Below are 19,286 nucleotides of genomic sequence, written 5' to 3'. Positions count from 1 at the left end.
TCTAAGGCGCGCGCCCCAGCCCCGCGACGCCGCGTCCCCTGGTGCCGGACGCCCTACGCGAGGGCGCTCTCGACGACCGCGGACAGGCGAGCGGCGATCGCTGTCGCCTGGGCGGTGCTCGGCGCCTCCACCATGACCCGCACCAGCGGCTCCGTGCCTGACGAACGCAACAGCACCCGGCCCTCATCGCCCAGCTCGGCCTCTGCGGCCGCCACGGCCGCGGCAAGTGCCGGTGAGGTGGAAACCTTGGAACGGTCGACGCCCCGGACGTTCACCAGCACCTGCGGCAGCCTTGTCATGACCTTCGCCAGCTCCGCCAACGGGCGGTCGGTCTCGGCCATCCGGCCCAGCACCTGCAACGCCGTGAGCAAGCCGTCCCCGGTCGTCGCGTGCCCGAGAAAGACGACGTGCCCGCTCTGCTCCCCGCCGAGGGACAACGCCCGCTCGCGCATGGCCTCCAGTACGTAGCGGTCACCGACGGGTGTCGCGATCACATTGATACCGGCGTCCCGCATCGCATGATGCAGGCCGAGGTTGGACATCACCGTCACTACGAGAGTGTCGTCGGCAAGATCACCGCGTTCACGCAGCGCAAGTGCGCACAGCGCAAGGATCTGATCGCCGTCGACGACCTCGCCATTGGCGTCGACGGCGAGACAGCGATCAGCGTCCCCGTCATGCGCGATACCGGCGTCGGCACCGTGCGCAACCACGGCGGCCCGCAGGGAGTCCAGCTGGGTTGCGCCGCAGCCGTCGTTGATCCGGAGGCCGTCCCCGTCCGCATGCAGGGGAATCACGTCAGCACCAGCGGCACGCAACACATGTGGCGCCAACGCCGACGCGGCTCCCTGCGCACAGTCGACCACGACCCGGAGACCGGTCATCGGGGCGGGAACAGCCGCCAGCAGGAAGTCCGTGTAGCTCTCCACAAGTGCCGTATCGTCGCGGACGCGCCCGATCGCCGCCCCGGTGGGACGGTCCGACGCGGGGGTGGCGAGACGGCCGGCGATCTCGTCCTCGATCTCGTCCGGGAGTTTGTAGCCCCCGGCCGCGAACAGCTTGATGCCGTTGTCCGGCATGGGGTTGTGGCTCGCCGAGAGCATCACCCCGAGGGCCGCGCCCGCGCCGATCACCGCGTGCGCCACCGCCGGTGTGGGCACGACACCGATCCGCAGGACGTCCGCGCCAGCCGACGCAAGACCCGCGACGACGGCGGCTTCCAGGAACTCCCCGGATGGCCGCGTGTCGCGCCCCACGACCACAACCGGATGCCCGCTGCCGGCGGCATGATGCTCAGCGAGCACCCCGACGGCCGCGGCCGACAACGCCAACGCCAACTCGGCGGTGAGGTCGGCATTGGCGACCCCACGCACACCATCCGTACCGAAGAGCCTCGCCACTGCAAGATCCCGCGAAGCCAACGCGTCAGCGCTTGCTGTACTGGGGTGCCTTCCGGGCCTTCTTGAGGCCGTACTTCTTGCGTTCCTTGACCCGGGCGTCACGCGTCAGGAAGCCCGCCTTCTTCAGAATCGGGCGAGATTCCTCCTCCGCGAGGGTCAGCGCCCGCGCGAGCGCAAGCCGAAGGGCGCCCGCCTGGCCGGAAACACCGCCGCCATGCAGCCGCGCCGCCACATCGTAGGACTCGGTTCGGTCCAGCGCCTTGAGCGGCTCGTTGACAAGCTGCTGGTGGACCTTGTTAGGGAAATACTCCTCCAGGGAGCGCCCGTTGAGGGTCCACTTGCCGGTGCCCGGCAGGAGGCGTACCCGGACAACAGCCTCCTTGCGCCGACCGGTGGCGCGAGGGTTGCCCTGGGCGTCGGTCACGACAGCCACGTCGTCTGTCCCTTCCTGGTCAGATGGCCCGCGGCTTAGAGCGCCCGGCAATAGGGGCGTGGATCAAGGAGCGGGATTGAGGTACGTCTATCACGAGGCGGCGGAGGGAACCACCCTGGCCTTGGCTGGCGACCGACGGCAACGGCGCGAGGCGTGTGCTCAACCTCGCGATGCCGCGTCCCCTCCTGCCCGCGCTCTTACTGCGCGACCTGGGTGATTGCGAATGGGTGGGGCTGCTGAGCCTGGTGGGGATGAGTCGGCCCGGCATAGACCTTGAGCTTGCTCCCCTGCGCCCTGCCCAGCTTGTTCTTCGGCAGCATGCCCTTGATGGCCTTCTCGACGATGAGCTGGGGCCGCGTGTCGAGCAGTGACCCATAGGGGGTGCTACGCAGGCCGCCAGGATAGCCGGAGTGGCGATGATACTGGGCCTGCTCCCGCTTGTTACCGCTCAGGGCAACCTTGCCCGCGTTCACGATGATGACAAAGTCACCGGTGTCGATGTGCGGCGCGAATGTCGGCTTGTGCTTGCCGCGCAGCAGCTGAGCGGCCTGGCTGGCCAGCCTGCCGAGCACCACGTCCGTGGCATCGATGACATGCCAGGCCTGCTGGACGTCCGTGGGCTTGGGCTGGTACGTGCGCACAGGTCTGCCTTTTCTTGTCAGCGGATGCATCTCATTGTGCCTTTGGGCCGCTCACGCAGCTTGGCGTGTAGCTCTCACAACCCGCCAGGAAGCTCAGGCCCCTCCAGACCGCCGATGACGCGAAAACCATGATCACATCACCCTTGGCCGGCTGGTCTTTAAGGTTACCAGGCGAATGACGCGGACGGTCGGCGAGGTCGCCAGCCTCATCGACATCCGTGAAGATCTACCAGGCACACCGTAGTCTGCGGGAGGTGGACGAAAAACCGCCAGAGCGCTCACCCGGCGTTTCGGGGGACTCCTTCGGGCATGCCGCCGATCCGTGGCTCCCGGCCATGGATGACCCGCTGTTCGGCCCGCTGCACGGATTGCCGCCGTCGATCAGGAGACCCACGTGGACGCCTGACGCGGGCGCCGCCCTTCCAGGGCTGGACGAGCCGGGACCGAGCGACGCGGACGCGGGCGACGCGGAACCGATTCCCGTGGAGAGCGCGGTCGCGTCGCCTCCCGATGACCGTGCTGAAGCGGCGCCGGCCGAATCATCGCCGCCGGCCGAATCGGTGACGGCGACTGACGGCATAGCGCCGGCCGCACCGGATCACGCGCGCCACGAGCCGGCCGCCGTTCCCCCCGCCGTTCCCCCCGTGACCCGGGGCTACCTCGTCAGACTGATCACGATGGCGAGCGCCGTAGCGGCGTTGGTGATCGCCTCGGTCACTGTTGTGGCACAACATGACAGCCGCGACAACAGCCAACACGCCGCGCGGATGACGGCACCGAGCCCGGAAGCGGTCGGCCCCGCTGTCATCGACAGTGGGCGGACGGATGCCGATCCGATCACAGCCAACGAGTTCTTCAACACCGAGAGCAGCACTTTCGATCTTCGCTCGTACCAGCGCCTCGCCTACCGGCTGGAGTCCGGGTGCCCGGGGCTCACCGGCGAGCTCACCACCGCGTTGTCCGGCGACCGCTGCCGCCAGCTCGTCCACGCGGTGTACCTGGGCGGACCGGATGCATCCGGGCGCCGGGTGCTGGGGGCGGTGTCCGTCCTCGCTGTGGATGAGACGAGCACCGCCCAGAACGCGGCAAATATGGTCATCGCCGGAAGGGGCAGCATAACAGCCCTGGCCGTGCCGCCGGAGGCGCTGCCAGGCGCGCTGGTCACGAACCCGACGGGCGACAATTCCTGGCGGACCGCGCCGGTCAGCGGCCATTATCTGATCGTTCTTCAGCTCGCCTACACCGACGGCAGTCAGGGAGCCAGCAGCGACCCGGCGCTGAGTGCCGCCCGCCGCGATCTTGCGATACTCGCCAGCGAGCCGATCTCTCGACGCACGCTCACCGGTCACGGACCACGGTGACTAGCGACCGGTGACCGGGCGGTCAGCCTGACGACGTGGTGGGAACCCGCACGGCACGGGTCACCGCCGCGCGTGCGGCGAGATCGGTATCGGGAGGGTAGCGCACCTCGACGAGGGTGAGGCCGTGCGGCGCGACCACGGTCACCGCCGAGTCGCGGACGCCCCGCACGAGAACCCGCGCGACCCACTCCCGGGGACGGCGTCCCTCCCCCACCGCGAGCAGCGCCCCCACCAGTGCCCTGACCATCGAGTGACAGAAGGCGTCCGCCTCCACGTCCGCCGTCACCACGCCGTCGTGGACCCGCGCCACGTCCAGACGCAGCAGCGTCCGCACTGTGGTCGCGCCCTCCCGCCGCCGGCAGAACGCGCCGAAGTCGTGCTCGCCCAGCAGCGGGATGGCGGCGTGCCGCATCCGCTCGGCGTCCAGCGGACGCGGCCAGGCCAACGTGTCGTGCCGGCGCAGCGGGTCGACGCCGTACGGCGCGTCCCCGATCCGATAGGCGTAGCGTCGTGACAACGCTGAGAAGCGGGCGTCGAACCCCCGCGACGCCGGTGCCAGACCTGTGATCCGCACTGATCGGTCCAGTACGCCGTTGAGTCTGCGAGCGAGCCCGCCAAGCGGGACATCATCCGGGATGTCAACGTGGGCCACCTGGCCGCGCGCGTGGACACCCGCGTCGGTACGCCCGGCAACCGTGAGCCGGACCGCGGGCAACCGCGTCACCCGCATCAGGGCATCCTCCACGTCACCCTGCACAGTCCGCCGTCCGGGCTGACGCGCCCAGCCCGCGAACAGCGTCCCGTCGTAGGCCAAGTCGAGGCGCAGGCGCTGCAGGCCGTCGGCGGCTTTCACGGCGCCCCGACGATTCCGGCCGGACATTTCCGGATCACATATTGGATCACATCGTCCCGCCGGATGCGAAGTGGTGGGGAGGACATCGGGAATCACCAGGATCATGCTGTGATGCGAAACACGAAGCCCACCATCCTCTAATGGATGGTGGGCTCGCGCAAAACGGGCGTCCTGCGGACACAGCGGACGGCCGGGCACACGATACGACCTTTATCGCGCACCCGGCGGTCCCGAGAGTCGCTACTCGGTCCTGGGCGTGCCGGGCTCGTCATCGACGGCCGCCCCGCCATCGACAGCCGTGTCGTTGACAGCCGTGTCGTTGACAGCCGTGTCGTCATCGCTCGCGATGGCCTCCACCCGCTCGACGGCGGCCTCAGCAGCCTCAGCGGCCACCGCGGCCGCGGTCGGCGACTCCTTCGCGAGATCCGCGGCGGTCTCCGCGGTCGCGCCGGTCGGTCGCCGCCGGGGGATGAAGCGGCTGCCGCGGGCCCGCTCGGCCTCGCTCACCGCCTCCTGAGCGACGGTCATGGCCTCGACGAGCTCGATACGCGCCAGCGGTGCGTTGTCACCCTTGCGGGGCCCCAACTTCACGATGCGGGTGTAACCGCCGTCACGGTTGGCATAGCGTGGGCCGATCTCGGTGAACAGTACGTGCACGACGGACTTGTCGCGAACCACTCGCAGCACGCGGCGGCGCGAGTCCAGATCGCCGCGCTTGGCAAAGGTCACCAGCCGCTCGGCATACGGGCGGAGGCGCTTGGCCTTGGTCTCGGTCGTGGTGATGCCGCCGTGCTCGAACAGCGCGGTGGCGAGGTTGGCCAGCAACAGCCGCTCGTGTGCGGGACTGCCACCGAGCCGGGGGCCCTTGGTAGGCGTGGGCATGACAGTGCTCCTCGTTCCTTTCGGCGACCGCGCTCCAACAAGATACAACCGCGCCTCGCCGCGATCATCCGACCCCCGAGATCCGCGGTGGGCCGCCACTCAGGACGCCTGCCACGCCCCGGCCCGCCGCTTCGCGCCGAGCCGGGTACCTGGTTTCAGCGATCGAACAAAGCGAAGATCAATAAATGTCTAGTACTGCTCGGTCTCGACAAACTCCGCGCCGTCGTCAGCCGCGTCGCTGAACGACGTGTGATAGGTGTCGGTACCGTAGGTGTCCACGGCCTGCCGCGGGTCGAATCCGGGTGGGGAGTCCTTCAGCTGCAGCCCCATTCCGGCGAGCTTCGTCTTGACTTCGTCGATCGACTTCTGGCCGAAGTTGCGGATGTCGAGCAGGTCCGCCTCACTGCGGGAGACCAGTTCGCCGATCGTGTGGATGCCCTCACGCTTGAGGCAGTTGTAGGAACGGACCGTCAGATCCATCTCCTCGATCGGCAGTGCCAGGTCCGCGGCCAAGGCCGCGTCCGCGGCGGACGGGCCGATGTCAACACCCTCCGCCTCGGCGTTCAGCTCCTGCGCGAGACCGAACAGACCGACCAGCGTCTTGCCCGCGCTGGCCATCGCGTCCCGCGGGGAGATCGACTGCTTGGTCTCGACATCCACGATCAGTCGGTCGAAGTCGGTCCGCTGCTCGACACGGGTCGCCTCGACCTTGTAGGTGACCTTGAGGACCGGAGAGTAGATCGAGTCGACCGGGATCCGGCCGATCTCCTGGCCCGCCTGCTTGTTCTGGGTGGCGCTGACATAGCCACGCCCTCGCTCGACGGTCAGCTCGATCTCGAGCTTGCCCTTTTCGTTGAGAGTCGCCAGCTGCAGGTCCAAGCTGTGCACCTCGACACCGGTCGGCGGCGCGATGTCCGCCGCCGTGACCACCCCTGGGCCTTGCTTGCGCAGGTACATCACGGTCGGGTCGTCGTTCTCGGAGCTGACGACCAGTTCCTTGAGGTTCAGGATCAGGTCGGTGACGTCCTCTTTCACGCCTGGAACCGTGGAGAATTCGTGCAGCACCCCATCGATACGGATGCTGGTCACCGCCGCACCAGGGATAGAGGACAGCAAAGTACGGCGAAGCGAGTTGCCGAGGGTGTAGCCGAACCCCGGCTCAAGCGGTTCGATGACAAACCGGGAGCGGAACTCGGAGATCGGCTCCTCGGCCAGCGTCGGACGCTGTGCAATGAGCATCGTTGACATCCTTCCCAACGCGGCGACCGCCATATGACGCCGCGGCTTCGGCTCCAGACGGAGCCCGTGGGCGGGGCCTCCGTCCGCCCCACCCAGGTGGTACCTGCTTCGGTTCTGGCACAGACCGCGCTGAAAGCAGCACGACCGCAGCCGGTCCGACATCCCCGAGCCACCCCGTCACCCGTACGGCCAGGGCTCCCGCGGCGCTTGGACGCGCGGCGGGAGCCCTGGCCACAGCTCCGAGAGGGCTTCAGGAAAGCCGAAGTCTACGCTACTCGGAACTTCAGGCTACTTGGAGTACAGCTCAACGATCAGCTGCTCCTGGACCTGAGTGTCGATCACCTGGCGAGCCGGCAACGAGTGAACCAGCACCCGGAGCTGGCTCGGGATGACCTCCAGCCAGGCAGGGACGGTGCGCTGGCCGGCCGTCTCCCGGGCGATGATGAAGGGGGTCAGTTCACGTGCCTTGGGCGCGATCTCGACGATGTCGTTCTCGCTGACCCGGTAACTCGGGATGTCGACCTTGCCACCGTTCACCACGATGTGACCGTGCCGCACAGCCTGGCGGGCGGCGTCCCGGGACGGTGCGAAGCCAGCCCGGTAGACGACGTTGTCAAGCCTCGACTCAAGAATCTTCAGCAGCTCGTCGCCGGTCTTGCCGGTACGGCGGTTCGCCTCGTCGTAGTAGCCACGGAACTGCTTCTCGAGCACCCCGTAGATGCGCGCGCACTTCTGCTTCTCACGCTTCTGCAGCAGGTACTCGGAGTCCTTGGTGCGACCGCGGCCGTGCTCACCCGGAGGATACGGCCGGATCTCGATCGGGCACTTGGGCGACTCGCACTTGCTGCCCTTCAGGAACAGCTTCGTCTTCTCACGGCGGCACCGCTTGCAGTCCGCGCCGGTGTAGCGGGCCATGCTTGTCCTTCTCTCCTTTGCGACCGGGGACGGCGCGACCATGGTTTTCTTCGCGCGACCAGAGGCCGTGATGTGCCGTCAGACCCTACGTCGCTTGGGCGGCCGGCAACCGTTGTGAGGCGTGGGGGTCACATCCTGGATGGCGCCGACCTCGAGACCGGCCGCCTGCAGGGAGCGGATCGCCGTCTCCCGGCCCGAACCCGGACCCTTGACAAAAACGTCCACCTTGCGCATCCCGTGTTCCTGCGCCTTGCGGGCGGCGTTCTCCGCCGCCATCTGCGCGGCGAACGGAGTCGACTTACGGGAGCCCTTGAAACCGACGTGCCCGGCGCTTGCCCAGGAGATCACATTTCCGCTGGGGTCCGTGATCGACACGATCGTGTTGTTGAAAGTGCTCTTGATGTGGGCGTGGCCGTGCGCGACGTTCTTCTTCTCCTTGCGCCGGACCTTCTTGATCCCGGCGGCACGCGTCTTTGGCGGCATATGTGCTCGTGGTCTCCGTTTGCGAGGTCGTCGGTCAGTGCCCGGTAGCGGTGCCCAACAGCGGTCACACCGACCGGACGTCACTGACTACTTCTTACCGGCCTTCTTCTTGCCGGCGATGGCGCGGCGTGGACCCTTACGGGTACGCGCGTTGGTGTGGGTCCGCTGCCCGTGGACGGGAAGGTTCCGCCGGTGCCGCAGGCCCTGGTAGCAACCGATTTCCATCTTCCGGCGGATGTCCTGACGCACCTCCCGGTGCAGGTCACCCTCGACCCGGTAATTCGCGTCGATCCACTCCCGCAGCCTGACGACCTCCTCGTCAGCAAGGTCACGGACGCGCGTGTCCGGATTGACCCCGGTGGCGGCGAGAGTCTCCAGCGATCGGCTCCGGCCGATCCCGAAGATGTAGGTGAGAGCGACCTCGATCCGCTTCTCCCGCGGGAGGTCTACGCCTGAAAGGCGTGCCATACCAGGTATTTCCTTCCTGTACGGAGGTCTTGAGCGCCCCCATCCCGTGACGGCACGCTGTCCGTCGAGCCGGGCCCCGGCCTCCGACCGGGGGTGAGCGCCGCTTGATAGGCGGCACGGTGACGCTTTGGCGAACCCGTCCAGCGCCTCCACAGCCGGGAAAGATCACTCCCCGGCCAGCGGGCCAAGGCGTCAGCCCTGCCGCTGCTTGTGGCGCAGATTGTCACAGATGACCATTACTCGGCCATGACGACGGATCACTTTGCACTTGTCGCAGATCTTCTTGACGCTCGGCTTGACCTTCACGGCTGCACGAACCTCCTTGCGCAGCCGCTGGGGCGCGCGTGCGGATGACTTGGGAGCCCTCGGCCTCCGGCGAGCAGTCTGAACAGCGACCGCATCGCCATCGGCCAGGCGAGTTTACTTGTAGCGGTAGACGATCCGGCCCCGGGACAGGTCGTACGGGGAAAGCTCGACGACCACCCGGTCCTCCGGAAGGATCCGGATGTAGTGCTGACGCATCTTGCCACTGATGTGGGCGAGAACGCGATGGCCGTTCTGGAGCTCGACCCGAAACATCGCGTTCGGGAGCGGCTCCACAACTCGGCCTTCGATCTCGATGGCCCCGTCCTTCTTCGGCATGTCCTCCGCTGTCCTACCCTCGGGTGTCCGACGGTGGACACAGGCGAACGCCCACTAACCGCCGGCCTCTAAGTGTACGTTGCCCATCCGTCAAGAGCCAACCTGGCTCCATCACGCGGCCACGGAGCCGGATCAGCGGCCATCCAAGACAGAGATCAGGCAACGAGATCAGGCAACAGAGGTCTGGGCCGGCTGACCGCAGGCAACACCGAGCTCGGCGAACTTCGCGGCGCCGCCGTCCAGAGCCGTCAGCACCCAGGGACCCCGCGCAGTGACCGCGACCGTGTGTTCCGTGTGGGCCGCAAACAGGCCGTCAGCGGTGACCACCGTCCAGTCGTCGTCGAGTACCGCGGTATCCGGTCGGCCAATCGTGATCATTGGCTCGATCGCCAGCGCGACCCCTTCAACCAGTCGGATGCCGCGACCAGGCCGCCCGTAGTTGAGGATGTGTGGTGGCTGGTGCATCTCGGTTCCGATCCCATGCCCGCCGTAGTGGTCCACGATGCCGTATCCGAGCGGCCGGACATAACGCTCCACCGCCGCCGAGATATCCGTGAGCTTGCCCCCGAGCTGCGCCGCCGCCAGACCCCGCCACAGCGCCTGCTCACAGGCTTCGGTCATGTCCAGGATGTCGCGCGAGACCGCGCCGACCGGTACCGTGATCGCGGCGTCACCATGCCAGCCGTTCACGATCGCGCCGCAGTCGATGGAGATGAGATCTCCCTCACGCAGTACCCGCTTGCGTCGTGGGATGGCATGCACGACCTCGTTGTTGACGGATGTGCAGATCGTCGCCGGAAAACCCTGGTATCCCTTGAAGGAGGGAATGGCGCCCTCAGCCCGAATCGCGCCCTCGGCGATGACATCAAGATCAGCGGTACTGATACCCGGTTTGACGGCCGCACGCAGCTTCTCCAGGGTGCGCGCGACGACAAGGCCCGCCACCCGCATCTTCGCGATCTCGCCTTCGGTCTTGATCTGGACATGCTCTCGTCGCGCCACGCTCGTCGCCCCGGTCCGTATCCCTAGTCCGCCTGAAGCCCCCAGAAACGCGAAAAAACCATGATCGCGCATCCTTCGGCCGGTGTCTCTGGTAACCCTGTCACCCTGCGTCTCTCATGGGCTCCGATGGCGGAAAAATTCCTGGTCGTGCCCGCTTCCGCCACGAGGAGCCACACCCACGGCCCCTACTGTGTGGCCGCCCGCCCAAGTCTGCCCGCCGAGACGGCGCCGCGCCGCCTACAAGCCACCGTGACGCCGCACCCTACGATCACCTGACAACAGGGGCGCGCTAAGAGCGACCGGCAATAGGGACGCGGCGTCGCGGGGCTGGGGCACGCACCTCGCCGTGTTGTCGTCAGTCGCCACCCAACACCAGGGTGGCTCCCTCCGCCGCCTCGCGATCTACGCACCCCAGCCCCGCTCCTTGATCCACGCCCCTATTGCCGGGCGCTCTAACTTGCATAGTGACGCAGGGCGTCAAGGGCACGATCAGTGACGTTGTCCACCGGCCCGGTGGCGTCAAGACCGATCAGCAGGCCTTTCGCGGCGTAGTAGGCGACCAGGGGCGAAGTCTGCTCGGCATACACCTCCAACCGGTGGCGCACCGTCTCAGAGCGGTCGTCGTCACGCTGGAACAGCTCACCGCCGCACCGATCGCAGACGCCCTCCACCGCGGGAGGATCGAAGTCCACGTGCCAGATGTGCCCGCAGTTACGGCAGGTCCGCCGCCCAGACAGGCGCCGCACCACCTCATCGTCGTCGACGACGAGTTCCAGAACGACGTCCAGGCGCGTTCCCATGCCCTCGAGCAGCTGCCCCAGAACCTCAGCCTGGGGGACGTTACGTGGGAAGCCGTCGAGGAGGAAACCCTTGGCCGCGTCCTCCTCAGCCAGCCTGTTACGGACCATCCCGATAGTGATCTCATCGGGCACAAGGTCGCCCGCATCCATGAACTGCTTCGCGAGCACCCCGAGTTCGGTGCCCTCCCGGACGTTCGCCCGGAAGATGTCTCCCGTCGAGATCTTGGGGATCAACCGTGCCTGGGCGATGAACGCGGCCTGGGTGCCCTTACCAGCGCCCGGTGGTCCGACCAGTACGAGGCGCACTACCGCAGAAAACCTTCGTAGTTGCGGAGCATGAGCTGGCTCTCGATCTGTTTCACGGTTTCCAGCCCCACCCCCACAATGATCAGTACCGAAGTGCCGGCGAAGGGAAACGGCTGCTGTTTGGTGAGATTGAGCAGCGCAAGTGGCAGGACCGTGATGACGCCAAGGAAGAGCGAGCCCGGGAGAGTGATCCGCGACAGCACCCGGTCGAGATACTCAGCGGTCGGACGGCCGGGCCTGATCCCAGGGATGAAACCGCCGTACTTCTTCATGTTGTCCGCCACCTCGGTCGGGTTGAAAGTGATGGCCACATAGAAGTAGGTGAAGAAAATGATCAGTCCGGCATAGATAATCAGATACAGCGGGTGGTCACCACGCGCCAGGTAGCGCTGCTCAAAGTCCTGGAAGGTCTTGTTACTCCAGACCTGCCCGAGCAGCTGTGGAAGCTGGAGCAGGGATGAGGCGAAGATCACGGGAATAACCCCCGCCTGGTTCACCTTGATCGGCAGGTAGGTCGAGGTGCCGCCGTACATCCGGCGGCCGATCAGCCGCTTGGCATACTGCACCGGGATCCGCCGCTGCGACTGCTCCACGAACACCACGAACACCACGATCGCCAGACCCAGCAGACAGATGAGGGTGAAGACGACGCCGCCGGCGACCTGGAGGATCCGGGTCCCCTGAGACGGCAGCGCGGCCGCGATCGAGGTGAAAATCAACAGTGACATGCCGTTACCAACACCACGAGCAGTGATCAACTCGCCGAGCCACATGATCACAGCGGTTCCCGCGGTCATGGTGATAACGATGACCGCGATACGGAAGAGGCTGGTGTCGGGGATGATCGGCGCGGAACAACCGGGGAAGAGGTTGCCACTGCGGGCGAGCGCGACGATACCCGTCGCCTGCAGAACCCCCAGGGAGATGGTCAGATAACGGGTGTACTGCGTGAGCTTCTGCTCGCCGGAGGCGCCTTCCTTCTTCAGCTGCTCGAGGCGCGGAATGACCACGACCAGCAACTGGATGATGATGCTCGCCGTGATGTACGGCATGATCCCCAGGGCGAAGATGGAGAGCTGAAGAAGAGCGCCACCGCTGAAAAGGTTGATCAACGAGTAGACGTTCCGGCTGTCGGCGCTCGCGGAGGACAGGCACTGGTTGATCGCGCCGGTTGAGATCCCCGGCGATGGCAGCACGCTACCCATCCGGAACAGAACGATGATCCCGAACGTAAAGAGCAGCTTCTTACGCAGGTCGGGCGTGCGGAAGGCCCGTGTGAAGGCGGTGAGCACGACTCCTCCTGCTGATCGTCACGGCAAACCCACTCGGTGGACGACTGTCCTGGCCGAACATAGGACCGGCGGTGCGCGGTGTGCCGACTGTAACAGTAGAGACGGTCCACTCGTCCCGACATGGACCGGCGACAACGCCGAGCGCGCCTGGGTCACGGCCAGGCCCAGAGTCGGCATAGCGGTCGGCCGCCTCCGGGATCAGGGGCATGGAGACATGGCTCATGACTTTTTGGCGTATTCGGAACAGAGCTGATCTATCCTTGCAAAGCCTCCGCGCGGACGCAACCGATACAGAAAGGATCATTCTGGCGGTCACGCCGGGCGGCACGATGAAGAGCGCCCGGCAGAACCGTCTCCGGCGGCACGGGACATGACGGCCAAATCATCATCCCGGCCATCCCGGGTGAACGCCGCTGGATGCCGGGCATCCGGCGCGAAACACAGCGCCGGATGGGAAAACAGCCCCGCGCCGCCCGGGTGCCCGGCAGCCGCCTGAACCGGCGGCAGCGGTGCCTCAGAGCTCGACGACGCTGCCGCCGACAGCAAGAATCTTCTCCCGGGCCGTGGTCGAGAAGGCGTGAGCGCTCACGTTCAGCGCCACTGCGATCTCCCCATCGCCCAGGACCTTCACGAGCGCGTTACGGCGTACCGCACCGGCGCCCACCAGATCGTTCACACCGATCTCGCCACCGGCTGGGAACAGCTCGGCGAGAGTGGCGACATTCACAACCTGGTACTCCTTGCGGAAGCGGTTCTTGAACCCCTTGAGCTTGGGCACGCGCATGTGCAACGGCATCTGGCCGCCCTCGAAACGGGCCGGAACCTGCTTGCGCGCCTTCGAGCCCTTCGTACCGCGACCGGCGGTCTTGCCCTTGGAGCCCTCGCCCCGGCCGACACGGGTCTTGGCCTTGTGCGCACCCGCCGCGGGCCTGAGGTGGTGGACCTTGAGACCACGACCGCGGGCAGCGTCAGCCGTCCCCGGCTCGGAGGCCTTGGTCAGGCTGCTCATTCATGCACCTCCTCGACCTTGACGAGATGGGTCACAGTCGCAATCATCCCACGTATTTCCGGGCGGTCATCACGAACGGTGGTGGCTCTGATCCGGCGAAGCCCAAGAGTCCGCAGGGTCTCCCGCTGATTGCGCGTCCCACCGATTTCGGAGCGAATCTGGGTGATCTTCAGACGAGCCATCACACACCGACCCCGGCCGCCCGCGCCCGCAGCATCGCGGGCGGCGCGACATCCTCGATCGGCAGGCCGCGGCGTGCCGCGATCTCCTCGGGACGCATGAGGCCCCGCAGCGCCGAGACGGTGGCGTGCACGATGTTGATGGGATTCGACGAGCCCAGCGACTTCGACAGGACATCGTGAACACCCGCGCACTCCAGCACCGCGCGCACTGGTCCACCCGCGATGACACCGGTACCCGGTGATGCCGGCTTGAGCAGCACGACTCCGGCCGCGGCCTCGCCCTGAATCGGGTGCGGGATCGTCGAGCCGATCCGCGGCACCTTGAAGAAGTGCTTCTTGGCCTCTTCCACACCCTTGGCGATGGCGGCCGGCACCTCTTTGGCCTTGCCGTAACCCACACCGACGGTGCCGTCCGCGTCACCGACAACGACGAGGGCCGTAAAGCTGAACCGCCGACCGCCCTTGACGACCTTCGCCACCCGGTTGATGGCGACCACTCGCTCGATGTAGGCGTTCTTGTCCTGCGCCGGACCGCCGCCCTGGCGGTCGCGGCGTTCCCGACGGTCAGAGCCGCCGGAGCCGCCTCCGCGGCGCTGCTGGCCTGGCATCAGTAAATCTCCCTGTTTAGAGGGCCAAAGGCGACGCGATCACAATGTTCGCGCGCCGCCAGCGGCCGAAATCCCAGCGGCACTGTTGATCTTCCGCATGTCCTACGGCAAGGCATCAGAACTCGAGCCCGCCTTCCCTGGCGGCGTCCGCGAGCGCCGCTATCCGGCCATGGTAGGTCCGACCACCACGATCGAACACCACCGCGCCTATTCCCGCTTGCCGGGCGCGTTCGGCGACAAGCTGCCCGACGGCCTTCGCCTGTGCGGTCTTGTCACCCTCCGCGGTGCGCAGCGACGCGTCCAGCGTGGATGCCGAAACGAGCGTGTGGCCGGCGATGTCGTCGATGACCTGGGCGTAGATGTGACGAGCCGAGCGGGTGACCACGAGGCGCGGGCGGGCGGATGTACCCGTGATCTTCTTGCGAATCCGCACGTGCCGGCGAAGCTTCGCCGAACGCCGCTGGGCGCTGACACTGACAGCCATGATCCGTTCCCCTACTTCCCGGACTTGCCGACCTTGCGGCGGACGACCTCGCCCTGATACCGCACACCCTTGCCCTTGTACGGATCTGGCTTGCGGAGCCGGCGGATCTTGGCTGCCACCTCGCCGACCTGCTGCTTGTCGATCCCGTGGACGACAAAGCGCGTCGGTGTCTGCACCTCGAACCGGATGCCCTCCGGCGCCTTCACCGCGACCGGGTGACTGAAGCCGAGCGCGAACTCCAGGTCCGAGCCCTTGGCCTGAACGCGGTAACCGACACCAACGATCTCAAGTGTCTTCGAGTATCCGGCGGTGACTCCGGTGACCATGTTCGCCACCAGCGACCGGGTCAGGCCGTGCAGCGCCCGGGAACGGCGTTCGTCGTCCGGACGAATGACGAGCAGCTGACCATCCTGCGCACTGACGGTGATCGGTTCCACCACGGAATGGCTGAGAGTCCCCTTGGGGCCCTTGATGACGATCTCTGGGCCGTCCAGGGAGACATCCACGCCGCTGGGCACCGAGATCGGCAGGCGTCCGATGCGTGACATCGTGCGGCCCCCTTACCAGACGTAGGCGAGGACTTCCCCGCCTACCCTGCGCTTGTTGGCCTGTTTGTCGGTCAGCAGGCCCGATGACGTGGAAATGATCGCCACACCAAGACCGCCGAGCACCTTGGGCAGGTTGGTCGCCTTTGCGTAGACCCGCAGGCCCGGCTTGCTGATGCGCTTCACCCCGGCGATGGAGCGCTCCCGGTTCGGGCCGTACTTCAGCTCCACGACGAGGGACGCGCCGACGTCGCCGTCCGGCGGCTCCTCGACGTGCCATCCGGCGATGTAACCCTCCTGCTGGAGGATCTCCGCAATATGCGTTTTGATCTTGCTGTTCGGCATCACCACCTGATCGTGGTATGCACGGTTGGCATTACGGACACGGGTCAGCATGTCCGCAATCGGATCTGTCATCGTCATGGGGCTGAAGCCTTCCTCGCGACGGTTCCCCGCAGCTGTCGAGCCGGGGCCTGCCGCGAACGGGTGGGTAGTGTGCGCCGGCCGCTGGCGGGCGTGGACGTCCTGCGCCCCGTCCCGCTACCGGTAGGTCGTGCTACCAACGGCTGGCCGCCGATGGCGCGAAAAGAGCAACACACGCGCCGCCGCCGACCACAATGCGAAAATCTTTCACTACCACGAGCTCTTGGTGATCCCGGGAAGCTCGCCGCGGTGCGCCATCTGCCGCAGGCACACCCGGCACAGGCCGAACGCCCGGTAGACCGACCGCGGCCGGCCGCAGCGCTGGCAACGGGTGTAGCCCCGCACACCGAACTTCGGCTTGCGGATCGCCTTTTCAATCAGTGCCTTCTTCGCCATCTGCCTGCCATGCCTTCTCTCTGGCCGCCGGTGGTGTGCCCACGGAGTACAGTCACACCGCCGGTGGCCGTCAGTTCTCCCGGAAGGGGAAGCCCAGCGCGCGCAACAGCGCACGGCCCTCGTCATCGGTCGTGGCGGTCGTGACGACCGTGATGTCCATTCCCCGGACCCGGTCGATACGGTCTATATCGATCTCATGAAAGATCGACTGTTCGATCACGCCGAAGGTGTAGTTACCCGAGCCATCGAACTGTTTCGGGGACAGCCCGCGGAAGTCACGGATACGCGGGAGCGCGACCGAGACAAGGCGGTCCAGAAACTCCCACATCCGATCGCCACGCAGGGTCACCTTAGCGCCGATAGGCATGCCCTCCCGCAGCTTGAACTGCGCGATGGACTTCTTCGCCCGGCGAACGGCGGGCTTCTGGCCGGTGATCGCCGTGAGGTCCCGCAGCGCGCCATCGATGAGTTTCGCGTCCCGGGCCGCGTCGCCAACGCCCATGTTGACCACGACCTTGACCACGGTCGGGATCTGCATCACGTTCGCGTAGTGGAACTGTTCGCGCAAGCCTGACGCGATCTCCTCGCGATACCGCAGCTTGAGCCGTGGCAGCGGACGGGATTCGATGCTAGTAGTCATCTCTCGTTTCCTTGCAGCCTCTGCCCAACGGACGGCGATCCACACGGCGATCCGGCCAGGGCATGTCTGATGGATGTTGGTCGATGTGGGCGATGATCAAGAAAGTGGCCCGCGAGGCGGAGGAGGCCCGGATAGCGGTGTCCTATCCGGACCGACGACAACACAGCGGGACGCTTTCTGGGCATTGATCCGCGCGATCGAAGATCCATCAGACACGCCCCAGGCCGCGGGAGGCGCCGCCGGGCACTGTGTGGGCGCCGTCAGCGATCCATCCCTGCCCAACGGACGGCGATCCACACGGCGATCCGGCCAGGCCGCAGGAGGCGCCGCGTGCCCGGAGGGCACGCAAGCCGACGAGAACGCCGCCGGGCACTGTGTGGGCGCCGTCAGCGATCCATGCGGTTACGTTAGCCATATCTACAGCTCGGTGCCGGTGCGACGGGAGATCCGCACCTTCGTGCCGTCATCGTTGATGCGGTAGCCGATCCTGGTCGGACGGCCGTCGGACGGATCGACAATCATGACGTTGCTGACGTGGATGGGCGCTTCCTGGGTGACGATGCCGCCGGACTGCGAGCCCCGAGCGGAGGTGTTCACCCGGGTGTGTCGGACGACCCTGTTCGCGCCCTCGACAACCACTTTGTCCTCAGCGGGGAAAGCCCTGATGACCTTCCCCTTGAGCCCACGGTCCTTACCTGTCACGATCTGGACCGTGTCGCCTTTTCTGATCTTCATTCTGGCCACGGTCACAGCACCTCCGGCGCCAGCGAAATAATCTTCATGAACTTCTTGTCACGCAACTCGCGACCAACCGGTCCGAAGATGCGTGTACCCCGGGGGTCGCCACCGTCCCGGATGAGCACGGCGGCGTTCTCGTCGAACCGGATATAGGAGCCGTCGGGACGCCGGCGCTCCTTGGTGGTGCGTACGACGACCGCCTTGACCACGTCACCACGCTTGACGCCAGCCCCGGGCAGGGCGTCCTTCACGGTCCCGACGATGATGTCGCCGATACCGGCATAACGACGCCCCGAACCACCGAGTACCCGAATGCACAGCAGTTCCCTGGCACCCGTGTTGTCGGCGACCCGAAGCCGCGACTCCTGCTGGATCACTTCCCGCTCCCGAACTGCGTCGGCGCCCGCCTGCCGGCGGCCGGCTCGCTAGACCCTTCCAAGTCCTCCGGCGGCGCGAAAAACCACGATCACGCCGCCATCGGCCCGTAGAACACAATCGGCTGGTCGATCTACTTGGCCTTCTCCAGAACCTCGACCACACGCCAGCGCTTGGTCGCCGACAGCGGGCGGGTCTCCATCAGCAGGACCCGGTCACCGACGCCGGTCGTACTGTTCTCGTCGTGTGCCTTGACCTTCTTGGTACGCCTGATGGTCTTGCCGTAGAGCGGGTGCTGAACCCGGTCCTCCACCGCGACCACCACGGTCTTGGCCATCTTGTCGCTGATCACAAGGCCTTCGCGGACCTTGCGGAAGCCGCGACCGCCGGTCGCCGCCCGCGCGGTGACCGGCGGGTTCCCTGTCGCCGGGGTGCCGTCCGTTGTCATCCCATTCACGCCCGTTCCACCTGTATCGCCGCCGTTGTCTGCAACGGCTCAACGCCGCCAACCGCTCCGGGCACTTCAGTCCCGACCAGGTTCGGATCATCAGCGAGGCCGAGTTCACGCTCCCGGAGCACCGTGTAGATACGCGCGATGTCACGCCGGACGTCCTGCAGGCGGCGATTGTTGGAAAGCTGACCGGTAGCGGCCTGAAAACGGAGGTTGAAGAGCTCCTCCTTGGCCTCGCGCAGCTTGTCCACCAGGTCCTGCCCAGACAGGGTCCGTAGCTCGTCGGCGGTCGCGGTCGCCATCACGCGCCTCCCTCGCGGGTCACGAACCGGCACTTCATCGGGAGCTTGTGGATGGCACGCCGCATCGCCTCCCGCGCGACCGGCTCAGACACCCCCGAGAGTTCGAACATCATGCGCCCGGGCTTGACGTTGGCGATCCACCACTCCGGCGAGCCCTTGCCCGAACCCATCCGGGTCTCAGCCGGCTTCTTGGTCAGCGGCCGGTCCGGGTAGATGTTGATCCAAACCTTGCCACCACGGCGGATGTGGCGCGTCATCGCGATACGCGCCGACTCGATCTGCCGGTTCGTCACATAGGCGGACTCCAGCGCCTGGATGCCGAACTCACCGAACGCGATTTTGGTGCCGCCCTTGGCCGCGCCGCCACGACCGGGATGGTGCTGCTTGCGGTGCGCGACCTTACGGGGAATCAGCAT

Annotated in this window: 28 protein-coding genes; 1 reads left to right on the top strand and 27 read right to left on the bottom strand. The window is 66.5% G+C overall.

Going from position 1 to position 19,286, the window contains the following annotated elements:
- Positions 1-53: 53 nt before the first annotated feature.
- From glmM to rplM, 3 genes are all read right to left on the bottom strand, one after another.
- Positions 54-1,400, bottom strand: coding sequence for a phosphoglucosamine mutase (glmM, locus tag MJ777_RS08660; protein ID WP_239311814.1), 1,347 nt, complete (start codon positions 1,398-1,400; stop codon positions 54-56).
- A 25-nt stretch (positions 1,401-1,425) separates the two neighbouring features.
- Entirely contained in the window at positions 1,426-1,833 is a 408-nt protein-coding gene (gene rpsI / locus MJ777_RS08655) for a 30S ribosomal protein S9 (RefSeq protein ID WP_239311812.1), read from the bottom strand.
- Between the two features lie 197 nt (positions 1,834-2,030).
- Positions 2,031-2,474, bottom strand: a complete 444-nt coding sequence (gene rplM, locus MJ777_RS08650) for a 50S ribosomal protein L13 (RefSeq protein ID WP_239311810.1) — start codon at positions 2,472-2,474, stop codon at positions 2,031-2,033.
- Positions 2,475-2,692: 218 nt separating this feature from the next.
- Between rplM and MJ777_RS08645 the strand changes: the two genes are divergently transcribed.
- Positions 2,693-3,835: a hypothetical protein gene (locus MJ777_RS08645; RefSeq protein ID WP_239374946.1), complete on the top strand. Its 1,143-nt coding sequence runs from the start codon at positions 2,693-2,695 to the stop codon at positions 3,833-3,835.
- Between the two features lie 22 nt (positions 3,836-3,857).
- Here the strand turns inward: MJ777_RS08645 and truA are convergent, their stop codons facing one another.
- The 24 genes from truA to rplP all read right to left on the bottom strand — a co-directional run bounded on the left by truA (position 3,858) and on the right by rplP (position 19,286).
- Positions 3,858-4,715, bottom strand: a complete 858-nt coding sequence (truA, locus tag MJ777_RS08640) for a tRNA pseudouridine(38-40) synthase TruA (protein ID WP_239374943.1) — start codon at positions 4,713-4,715, stop codon at positions 3,858-3,860.
- A gap of 213 nt (positions 4,716-4,928) precedes the next feature.
- Positions 4,929-5,570 carry a 50S ribosomal protein L17 gene (rplQ, locus tag MJ777_RS08635; protein ID WP_239374927.1) on the bottom strand — a complete coding sequence of 214 codons (642 nt, stop codon included), beginning with the start codon at positions 5,568-5,570 and terminating at the stop codon, positions 4,929-4,931.
- Between the two features lie 189 nt (positions 5,571-5,759).
- On the bottom strand, positions 5,760-6,809 hold the full coding sequence (locus MJ777_RS08630; RefSeq protein ID WP_239311802.1) for a DNA-directed RNA polymerase subunit alpha: 1,050 nt from the start codon (positions 6,807-6,809) through the stop codon (positions 5,760-5,762).
- Positions 6,810-7,097: 288 nt separating this feature from the next.
- Complete coding sequence (gene rpsD / locus MJ777_RS08625) at positions 7,098-7,724, bottom strand: 30S ribosomal protein S4 (RefSeq protein WP_239311800.1); 627 nt, start codon at positions 7,722-7,724, stop codon at positions 7,098-7,100.
- Between the two features lie 78 nt (positions 7,725-7,802).
- Positions 7,803-8,207, bottom strand: a complete 405-nt coding sequence (gene rpsK, locus MJ777_RS08620) for a 30S ribosomal protein S11 (RefSeq protein WP_013875088.1) — start codon at positions 8,205-8,207, stop codon at positions 7,803-7,805.
- Between the two features lie 87 nt (positions 8,208-8,294).
- Positions 8,295-8,675 carry a 30S ribosomal protein S13 gene (gene rpsM / locus MJ777_RS08615; RefSeq protein WP_131748469.1) on the bottom strand — a complete coding sequence of 127 codons (381 nt, stop codon included), beginning with the start codon at positions 8,673-8,675 and terminating at the stop codon, positions 8,295-8,297.
- Between the two features lie 192 nt (positions 8,676-8,867).
- Positions 8,868-8,981 carry a 50S ribosomal protein L36 gene (rpmJ, locus tag MJ777_RS08610; RefSeq protein ID WP_003956441.1) on the bottom strand — a complete coding sequence of 38 codons (114 nt, stop codon included), beginning with the start codon at positions 8,979-8,981 and terminating at the stop codon, positions 8,868-8,870.
- A 114-nt stretch (positions 8,982-9,095) separates the two neighbouring features.
- Positions 9,096-9,317, bottom strand: coding sequence for a translation initiation factor IF-1 (gene infA / locus MJ777_RS08605; protein ID WP_006541558.1), 222 nt, complete (start codon positions 9,315-9,317; stop codon positions 9,096-9,098).
- Between the two features lie 168 nt (positions 9,318-9,485).
- The gene (gene map, locus MJ777_RS08600) at positions 9,486-10,319 is read right to left on the bottom strand and encodes a type I methionyl aminopeptidase (protein ID WP_239347991.1); all 834 of its coding nucleotides are present in this window, start codon (positions 10,317-10,319) and stop codon (positions 9,486-9,488) included.
- A gap of 452 nt (positions 10,320-10,771) precedes the next feature.
- Positions 10,772-11,425, bottom strand: a complete 654-nt coding sequence (locus MJ777_RS08595; RefSeq protein ID WP_239347992.1) for an adenylate kinase — start codon at positions 11,423-11,425, stop codon at positions 10,772-10,774.
- Entirely contained in the window at positions 11,425-12,717 is a 1,293-nt protein-coding gene (secY, locus tag MJ777_RS08590) for a preprotein translocase subunit SecY (protein ID WP_239310563.1), read from the bottom strand. Before secY ends, MJ777_RS08595 begins: the two co-directional genes overlap by 1 nt.
- Before the next feature lie 514 nt (positions 12,718-13,231).
- A complete protein-coding gene (gene rplO, locus MJ777_RS08585; RefSeq protein ID WP_239310562.1) occupies positions 13,232-13,726 on the bottom strand; it encodes a 50S ribosomal protein L15 in 495 nt (164 codons plus the stop codon).
- A complete protein-coding gene (gene rpmD, locus MJ777_RS08580; protein ID WP_239310565.1) occupies positions 13,723-13,908 on the bottom strand; it encodes a 50S ribosomal protein L30 in 186 nt (61 codons plus the stop codon). The genes rplO and rpmD overlap by 4 nt, the downstream gene beginning before the upstream one ends.
- Positions 13,908-14,516 (bottom strand): 30S ribosomal protein S5, encoded by a 609-nt coding sequence (rpsE, locus tag MJ777_RS08575; protein ID WP_239310561.1) that lies wholly within the window; start codon positions 14,514-14,516, stop codon positions 13,908-13,910. The genes rpmD and rpsE overlap by 1 nt, the downstream gene beginning before the upstream one ends.
- A gap of 115 nt (positions 14,517-14,631) precedes the next feature.
- A complete protein-coding gene (gene rplR / locus MJ777_RS08570) occupies positions 14,632-15,000 on the bottom strand; it encodes a 50S ribosomal protein L18 (protein WP_239310560.1) in 369 nt (122 codons plus the stop codon).
- 11 nt (positions 15,001-15,011) lie between these two features.
- Positions 15,012-15,548, bottom strand: coding sequence for a 50S ribosomal protein L6 (gene rplF / locus MJ777_RS08565; RefSeq protein ID WP_239374907.1), 537 nt, complete (start codon positions 15,546-15,548; stop codon positions 15,012-15,014).
- 12 nt (positions 15,549-15,560) lie between these two features.
- Complete coding sequence (gene rpsH, locus MJ777_RS08560; protein WP_239310558.1) at positions 15,561-15,968, bottom strand: 30S ribosomal protein S8; 408 nt, start codon at positions 15,966-15,968, stop codon at positions 15,561-15,563.
- A gap of 210 nt (positions 15,969-16,178) precedes the next feature.
- Positions 16,179-16,364 carry a type Z 30S ribosomal protein S14 gene (locus MJ777_RS08555; protein WP_239310557.1) on the bottom strand — a complete coding sequence of 62 codons (186 nt, stop codon included), beginning with the start codon at positions 16,362-16,364 and terminating at the stop codon, positions 16,179-16,181.
- Positions 16,365-16,434: 70 nt separating this feature from the next.
- Positions 16,435-17,004 (bottom strand): 50S ribosomal protein L5, encoded by a 570-nt coding sequence (gene rplE, locus MJ777_RS08550; RefSeq protein WP_239310556.1) that lies wholly within the window; start codon positions 17,002-17,004, stop codon positions 16,435-16,437.
- A 417-nt stretch (positions 17,005-17,421) separates the two neighbouring features.
- Entirely contained in the window at positions 17,422-17,739 is a 318-nt protein-coding gene (rplX, locus tag MJ777_RS08545) for a 50S ribosomal protein L24 (RefSeq protein WP_239310564.1), read from the bottom strand.
- A gap of 11 nt (positions 17,740-17,750) precedes the next feature.
- Positions 17,751-18,119, bottom strand: a complete 369-nt coding sequence (gene rplN, locus MJ777_RS08540; protein WP_131748536.1) for a 50S ribosomal protein L14 — start codon at positions 18,117-18,119, stop codon at positions 17,751-17,753.
- 131 nt (positions 18,120-18,250) lie between these two features.
- Complete coding sequence (rpsQ, locus tag MJ777_RS08535; protein ID WP_370651612.1) at positions 18,251-18,565, bottom strand: 30S ribosomal protein S17; 315 nt, start codon at positions 18,563-18,565, stop codon at positions 18,251-18,253.
- Positions 18,566-18,570: 5 nt separating this feature from the next.
- The gene (rpmC, locus tag MJ777_RS08530) at positions 18,571-18,870 is read right to left on the bottom strand and encodes a 50S ribosomal protein L29 (protein WP_239310554.1); all 300 of its coding nucleotides are present in this window, start codon (positions 18,868-18,870) and stop codon (positions 18,571-18,573) included.
- Positions 18,870-19,286, bottom strand: coding sequence for a 50S ribosomal protein L16 (rplP, locus tag MJ777_RS08525; RefSeq protein WP_239310553.1), 417 nt, complete (start codon positions 19,284-19,286; stop codon positions 18,870-18,872). Before rplP ends, rpmC begins: the two co-directional genes overlap by 1 nt.

Origin of the sequence: Protofrankia sp. Cj5 (genome assembly GCF_917627405.1) — a bacterium.
In the GTDB taxonomy this organism is placed as follows: domain Bacteria; phylum Actinomycetota; class Actinomycetes; order Frankiales; family Frankiaceae; genus Protofrankia.
The sequence above is the reverse complement of the archived record's forward strand: the minus strand, read 5'-3'. Positions and strand labels throughout refer to the sequence as shown.